This is a genomic window from Sandarakinorhabdus sp. (assembly GCF_031422795.1).
GTDB lineage: Bacteria > Pseudomonadota > Alphaproteobacteria > Sphingomonadales > Sphingomonadaceae > Sandarakinorhabdus.
Genome location: NZ_JANPML010000439.1, coordinates 1 through 6,186 on the forward strand (window position 1 = coordinate 1; position 6,186 = coordinate 6,186).

4 protein-coding genes and 1 pseudogene are annotated in these 6,186 nt (G+C 65.1%); 3 read left to right on the forward strand and 2 right to left on the reverse strand.

The window, feature by feature from the left end; translation table 11 throughout:
• Positions 1 to 133 precede the first annotated feature (133 nt).
• The 3 genes from RMO81_RS15010 (at position 134) to RMO81_RS15020 (ending at position 4,599) form a co-directional block, all read left to right on the forward strand.
• A complete protein-coding gene (locus RMO81_RS15010) occupies positions 134 to 2,320 on the forward strand; it encodes a 3-hydroxyacyl-CoA dehydrogenase NAD-binding domain-containing protein (protein ID WP_310476736.1) in 2,187 nt (728 codons plus the stop codon).
• Between the two features lie 201 nt (positions 2,321 to 2,521).
• The gene (locus tag RMO81_RS15015) at positions 2,522 to 3,787 is read left to right on the forward strand and encodes an NADH:flavin oxidoreductase/NADH oxidase family protein (protein ID WP_310476737.1); all 1,266 of its coding nucleotides are present in this window, start codon (positions 2,522 to 2,524) and stop codon (positions 3,785 to 3,787) included.
• A 17-nt stretch (positions 3,788 to 3,804) separates the two neighbouring features.
• Positions 3,805 to 4,599 carry a metallophosphoesterase gene (locus RMO81_RS15020; RefSeq protein WP_310476738.1) on the forward strand — a complete coding sequence of 265 codons (795 nt, stop codon included), beginning with the start codon at positions 3,805 to 3,807 and terminating at the stop codon, positions 4,597 to 4,599.
• Between the two features lie 163 nt (positions 4,600 to 4,762).
• On the opposite strand, the gene cysK is transcribed toward RMO81_RS15020, so the two are convergent.
• Together cysK and RMO81_RS15030 are read right to left on the reverse strand one after the other, a co-directional pair.
• Positions 4,763 to 5,683, reverse strand: coding sequence for a cysteine synthase A (cysK, locus tag RMO81_RS15025; RefSeq protein ID WP_310476739.1), 921 nt, complete (start codon positions 5,681 to 5,683; stop codon positions 4,763 to 4,765).
• Between the two features lie 67 nt (positions 5,684 to 5,750).
• Positions 5,751 to 6,186 (reverse strand): annotated as a pseudogene (locus RMO81_RS15030) (MFS transporter); the annotation flags it as partial.

The following is a 6,186-nucleotide window of genomic DNA, read 5'->3' on the forward strand; positions in this document are numbered from 1 at the left end:
CCCCCCCCCCCCTGTGGGGGGGGGGGGGGGGGGGGGCCAAGTCATTGGAATCAGAAGGAGGGCGGCGCGGGAGGGCACTTCCCCACCCCCAGCCCCTCCCCTGAAGGGGAGGGGAGCAGAAAGGGACCTTCACATGACCACTGCCATCCACACTGAACTCGATGCCGATGGCATCCTGCTGCTCACCATCGACGTGCCCGGCCAGTCGATGAACGTCATCACGCCTGAAGTGCAGGCCGATCTGGCCGCCGCCATCGAGCGGCTGAAGACCGACGACGCCGTGAAGGGCGCCGTGCTGACCAGCGGCAAGGCCAGCGGCTTCATGGCCGGGGCTGATCTGAAGGGCATGGGTGCGCTGTTCGGCTCGGGCGCGGCGCTGCCGGAAGGCAAGTCGAAGATGGCCGCGCTGTTCGATGGCGTGTTCGGCCTCAACAAGCTGCTGCGCGATCTGGAAACCTGCGGCAAGCCGGTGGCGGCAGCCGTGAATGGCCTGGCGCTGGGCGGCGGGCTCGAGTTCATCCTCGCCTGTCATTATCGCGTCATCGCCGACAATCCCAAGATCACGCTGGGCCTGCCGGAAATCATGGTCGGCCTGTTTCCGGGAGCCGGCGGCACCCAGCGCCTGCCGCGCCTGATGGGCATTCAGCCGGCCCTGATGTACCTGCTGCAAGGCAAGAACATGAGCCCCGCCGAAGCGCTGGGCTTTGGCGTTGCGCAGGCCGTGGTGCCAGCGGGTGAGATCATCAGCGCCGCCAAGGCGTGGGTGAAGGCCAATCCGAACGGCGGCGTGCAGCCGTGGGACACCAAGAATTTCAAGATGCCGGGCGGGCCGGCAACGGCGCTCAACCCGAATTTCGCGCAAGTGTTCGTGGGCGGCAACGCCATGACGCACGTGAATGCCGGTGACAACATGAACGCGCCACGCGCCATCCTGAGCGCGGTGTTTGAAGGCACGCAGGTGCCGATGGACACCGCCATCCGCATCGAATCCAAATATTTCACCAAGGTGGTGGCCGATCCGCAGGCGGGCAACATGATCCGCAGCCTGTTCGTGTCGAAGCAGGCCGCTGAAAAGGGCGCGCGCCGGCCCAAGGGCATTGCGCCGATGCCGACCAAGAAGATCGGCATGCTCGGCGCTGGCCTGATGGGCGCCGGCGTCGCCATGGTGACGGCGCAGGCCGGCATCGAGGTGGTGCTGCTCGATCGTGATCTGGCGGCGGCGGAGAAGGGCAAGCAATATACCGCCGACCGGCTCGCCAAGAAGCGCATGGACCCCGACAAGGCGCAGGTCATCCTCGATCGCATCCACCCGACATCGGATTACGCCGATCTGGCCGGCTGCGACCTGATCATCGAAGCGGTGTTCGAAACCCGCGAGATCAAGGCGGACGTGACCAAGGCGACTGAAGCCGTGGTTGGCCCCGATGTCATCTTCGGTTCCAACACGTCGACACTGCCGATCACCGGCCTGGCCAAGGCATGGAGCAAGCCGGCCAATTTCATCGGCATCCACTTCTTCTCGCCCGTGGAACGCATGCCGCTGGTGGAAATCATCGTGGGCAAGGAAACCGGCCCGGAAGCCATCGCCAAGGCGCTGGATTATGTCGCCGCGATCCGCAAAACCCCGATCGTGGTCAACGACAGCCGCGGTTTCTACACCTCGCGCTGCTTTGGCACCTATGTGCAGGAAGGCCTGGCGCTGCTGGGCGAAGGCACCACGCCGGCGCTGATCGAAAATATCGGCAAGCAGATGGGCATGCCGGTTGGTCCGCTGGCGGTGAACGACGAAGTTGGCCTCGATCTCAGTTACAAGGTTGGCCAGCAGACGCGCGCCGATCTGGGCGATGCCTACAAGCCCGGCCCGGCCGATGGCGTGATCAGCAAGATGCACGAACTTGGCCGCCAGGGCCGCAAGAACGCCAAGGGATTTTATGTCTATCCCGAAGGCGGCAAGAAATATCTGTGGCCGGAACTGGTGGAAACGGTTGCGGGCGGCCTGGCTGCCGAACAGCCGACGCCGGCCGATGTGAAGGAACGCCTGCTTTATCGCCAGCTCGTCGAATGCGCGCGCTGCATGGGCGAAGGCGTGCTGGAAACGCCGCAGGATGGTGATCTGGGCGCGATCTTCGGCTGGGGCTTTGCGCCGTTCACCGGCGGGCCGTTCAGCCACATGGATACCGTGGGCATCGCCAATGTTGTCGCCACGCTGGATCGGCTGGCGCAGGCGCACGGCGAACGTTTTGCGCCGCCGCAATATTTGCGTGACATGGCGGCGCGCGGTGACAGCTTCTATGCCATGGCGGCGAAGCAGGCGGCGTAAGCACTTCTCCCCTCCCGTTGAGCTCCGCTCGACTGCGTCTCAGGGGAGGGGTCGGGGGTGGGGCAGCGCCACAAGCCCTTACTGGTGATTTCTTGCGGCACGTCCCCACCCCCAACCCCTCCCCTGAAGGGGAGGGGAGGCATCTCGGCGCTTGCCCTTGTCGCGCCACCAAGGCACCTTGCCGCTAAACCGGGGTCCGTCATGTCCAACGTCAGCCAAGCCTTCGTCCTCCCGAACGGCCAGCAGTTCCGCAATCGCGTCGCCAAGGCGGCGATGACCGAGGGGCTGGCCTTTCGTGACGGGCTGCCCAACCAGGCGCATGAAACCCTGTATCGCCGCTGGGCGGATCGCGGCTGCGGGCTGCTGCTCACCGGCAACGTGCAGATTGATCGCGGCCACCTTGAACGGCCGGGCAATGTGATCGTCGATGGCCCGCTGACTGCCGAGGCCAAGGCGGCGTGGGCGCGCTGGGCGGCGGCATCGACCAGCGGTGACACGCAGGCCTGGGTGCAGATCAGCCACGCTGGCCGCCAGACTCAGAAGAGCGTCAACCCGACACCCAAGGCCCCATCGGCGGTGCAACTGGCCTTGCCGGGCGGCCAGTTTGGCATGCCGGTGCCGCTGACCGGGGCCGAAATCCACGATCTCATCGCGCGCTGGGCCCACGCCGCCGCTGTCAGCCGGGAAGCCGGCTTTACCGGCGTGCAGGTGCACGCGGCGCACGGCTATCTGCTCAGCCAGTTCCTGTCGCCGCTGGCCAACCGGCGCGAGGATGAATGGGGCGGCGCCCTGGAAAACCGGGCGCGGCTGCTCACCGAAGTGGTGAAGGCCGTGCGGGCGGCGGTGGGGGCGGATTTCACCATCTCGGTCAAGCTGAACAGCGCCGATTTCCAGAAGGGCGGTTTCGCCTTTGATGAATGCCTGACCGTGGCCGGCTGGCTGGCCGATCTGGGCGTCGATTGCCTCGAATTGTCGGGCGGCACCTATGAACAGCCGGCGATGATGGACATGGATGGGCTGGCCCCGCGCGATGAACCCAAGCAGCAATCGACGCGGGCCCGCGAAGCCTATTTCGTGCAACTGGCAAGGGCGTTGATGGCGGCGAAAACCCCGCCGCTGATGGTGACGGGCGGGTTCCGCAGCCTCGAAGCCATGAACGACGCGCTGGCCAGCGGCATCGATTTTGTCGGCGTCGCCCGGCCGCTGTGTGCCGAACCGGACTGTGTCGCCGAACTGCTCGACGGCCATCTTGATGAACTGCCGCGTTTTGAAGAACGGCTATCGATCGGGCCCGGTTGGCTTAGCCCCACCTCGCCGTTCAAGCTGGTTCGGACCCTTAACGGATTTGCCGCACAGTCGTGGTACTACCAGCAGATCAGGCGGGTCGCAAATGGCGGCACGGCCGAAAAATTGAACCCGTTCAAGGCTTTCCTCGCCGAGGAAAAGGAAAACAAGGCCCGCGTTTGAAGCGTTTTCTGCTATTGATGTTCGGCCTGGCTGTCGGGATCGGCTGGGCTGGCTGGCTTGGCGCGATCCGCGATCCGGCCGTGGTGCACTACCGCGTCGAACTGGCCGGCTTGCAGCGCCCGGTTCGGCTGATCCACCTTTCGGATACGCACGGCAGCAATTGGGACATGCCGCAGGTGCGGTTGAACCGCATCATGGATCAGGTGAACGCGCTGAAGCCCGATCTGGTGGTGATCACCGGCGATTATCACGCCAGCAAGATCTGGGACCCGCCGATGCGGCTGGAAGATGCGCTGCGCCCGCTGACCCGGCTGAAGGCGCCGCTGGGTGTCTGGAACGTGCCCGGCAATCACGATGATCCCTACTGGATCCGCTGGGTGATGCGCCATTTCGGCCTGAAACTATTGGCTGGCGATCTGGTGGATGTCGGGCCGCTGCAGATCGTGGGCAGCGATGATCTCATTCTGGGGCACCGGCCAATTCAGGGCCTGCGGGCCGCCGCTGCCCGTGCGCGCCCTGGCAAGCCACTGCTGGCACTGCTGCACGAACCGCTGCTGTTGAACCAGTTGCCGCCAGCGGTTGATCTGATGCTGTCTGGCCATACCCACGGCGGGCAGATCGACATTTTCGGCTGGCCGCGGTTGGCGCCGCACTATGAAAAGGTGCGGCGCGGCCTGTTCCGCAACGCCGCCGGTCAGCAGTTGCTCGTCTCAGCCGGAATCGGCACGTCGGTGGTGCCGCTGCGGATCGGCACGCGCGGCGAGATATTGGTGGTGGAACTGGTGCCGCAGCCGGTGCGTGGCAGGGGTTGAAGAACAGGCGAGCAGAGCCTCCGGCGGGCAGGCCTGAGGCCTGCACCCATTTGTTTTTATCGCGCTTCAAGCCCAAATCGAGTCGTGCAGCGCGCGCAAACGAAAGTGGGTCCAGGGGCTCAGCCCCTAGCCGCCGGAGGCATATTTGTCTGATCTTCTGGGTTCAACCGCCGGGCAGGAATTCCGGCACCGACAGGTAACGCTCACCGGTGTCGTAGTTGAAGCCGACGATCCGCGCGCCGGTGGGCATTTCCTTCAGTTTCAGGGCGATGGCGGCGAGCGTCGCGCCGGATGAGATGCCGACCAGCATGCCTTCCTCGGCGGCCGAGCGCAGCGCCCAGGCCTTGGCATCGGCGGCATCGACCTGCACCACGCCATCCAGCAGCGCCACATCGAGATTCTTCGGAATGAAGCCGGCGCCGATGCCCTGGATCGGGTGCGGGCTGGGCGAGCCGCCGGATATCACCGGGGAGGCGGCGGGTTCGACGGCGAAGATCTTCAGTTTCGGCCAGCGGGCTTTCAGCACCAGGGCGACGCCGGTGATATGGCCGCCAGTGCCGACACCGGTGATGATGGCATCGGGCGGCGTGCCTGTGAAATCGGCGTAAATCTCTTCTGCCGTGGTTTTCACATGCACATCGATGTTGGCCGGATTTTCGAATTGCTGCGGCATCCAGCTGTTTGGCGTGGACTCCACGATTTCCAGCGCGCGGGCGATGGCGCCGTTCATGCCCTTTTCGCGCGGCGTCAGATCGAAACTGGCACCATAGGCCAGCATCAGCCGCCGCCGTTCGATCGACATGCTTTCGGGCATGACCAGGATCAGCTTGTAGCCCTTCACCGCCGCCACCATGGCAAGGCCAATGCCGGTGTTGCCGCTGGTCGGTTCGACGATGATGCCACCGGGTTTCAGCGTGCCATCGGCTTCGGCGGTTTCGATCATGGCCAGCGCGATGCGATCCTTGATCGAACCGCCAGGGTTGGTGCGTTCGGATTTGATCCACACTTCGGCGTTGGGGAACAGTTTGGCCATCCGCACGTGCGGTGTGCGGCCGATGGTTTCGAGGATGTTGTTGGCCTTCATCGCGGCACCTTCCGGTTGTTTGCAGCTCTTTTAGGCGCAGCGAGCGCCTGCGCCAACGGCGGAATTCTCAGTCCAGCTTTTGCGCCTCGAACCGGTCGGCCAGGCGCAGTTGCGGGAAGCGCCACGCCCACAACAGGGTGACGATGATGGCGCCAACGCCGCCGATAACCACGCCCGGCACCGCACCGATAGTGCGCGCGGCGAGGCCGGATTCGAGTTCCCCCAGTTCGTTGCTGGCCGAAATGAACAGGCCCGACACGCTGCTCACTCGGCCGCGCATATCGTCGGGCGTGTGCAGCTGGATCAGGCTGCCGCGCACGAACACGCTGATCGCATCGGCCGCGCCGAGCACGAACAGCGCAGCCAGGCTGAGCGGGTAAGAAGTGGACAGGCCAAAAACGATGGTGGCCAGGCCAAACACCCCAACGCTGGCAAACATCACCGGGCCGACATGGCGGCGCAGCGGCCGGCTGGCGAGCAGCACCGCCATCAGCACTGCGCCA

Bases quoted from the DNA above. Each gene is read 5' to 3' on its own strand.
- RMO81_RS15010 (WP_310476736.1), top strand. From the start codon at position 134: ATGACCACTGCCATCCACACTGAACTCGATGCCGATGGCATCCTGCTG.
- RMO81_RS15015 (WP_310476737.1), top strand. From the start codon at position 2,522: ATGTCCAACGTCAGCCAAGCCTTCGTCCTCCCGAACGGCCAGCAGTTC.
- RMO81_RS15020 (WP_310476738.1), top strand. From the start codon at position 3,805: ATGTTCGGCCTGGCTGTCGGGATCGGCTGGGCTGGCTGGCTTGGCGCG.
- cysK (WP_310476739.1), bottom strand. From the start codon at position 5,683: ATGAAGGCCAACAACATCCTCGAAACCATCGGCCGCACACCGCACGTG.